Here is a 505-nt window from a genome sequence, read left to right as displayed (position 1 = left end):
GGCGGTGGTGACCCAGTCGCCCGCACCGATGTAGGCCATGTCGGCGAGGACCGGGACGCCCTGGCGCGGCGGCCGTCAGATCATGGGTCCGACCCGGCAGTGCCGGCGACAGCCACAGAATCTCGCCGGCCGGGTCCGTGACGACCTGCACGTTCACCCCGTGCTGCCTGTGTTTCGAGGAGTAGTCGGCCCTGCCGTCGCCGACGCGGTCGCACTCTGCGAGTGTGCCGTCCAGGAGGACGAAGTCCGGGTCGTGCGCGCGCGGCGTCTTCAGCAGGCCCGGCGCCTGCTCGGCGAGCAGGCCGGTGACCGCTGCGACGTAGGCGTGGGCGGTGCCGGCGGATATACCGAATGCCGCGGCGATCCTCGTGAGGGTGTCGTGGCGGCGCAGGTGCACGAGTGCGATCAGCGCACGGCGGTGCGGCGGGAGTTTGCACCGCCGGTCACCCTCACGGGTGACGATGAGCATCGTGACCCACTCGACCAGGGCATGCGGGAGGTCGAG

General features: G+C 71.3%; 1 pseudogene. It reads right to left on the bottom strand.

Annotation, left to right across the window (positions count from 1 at the left end):
- Nucleotides 1–505: pseudogene (locus tag IE94_RS36765) on the bottom strand (transposase); the annotation flags it as partial.

Source organism: Streptomyces violaceorubidus (genome assembly GCF_000717995.1).
Lineage (GTDB): Bacteria > Actinomycetota > Actinomycetes > Streptomycetales > Streptomycetaceae > Streptomyces > Streptomyces violaceorubidus.
This window is presented reverse-complemented; position numbering and strand designations above follow the sequence as displayed.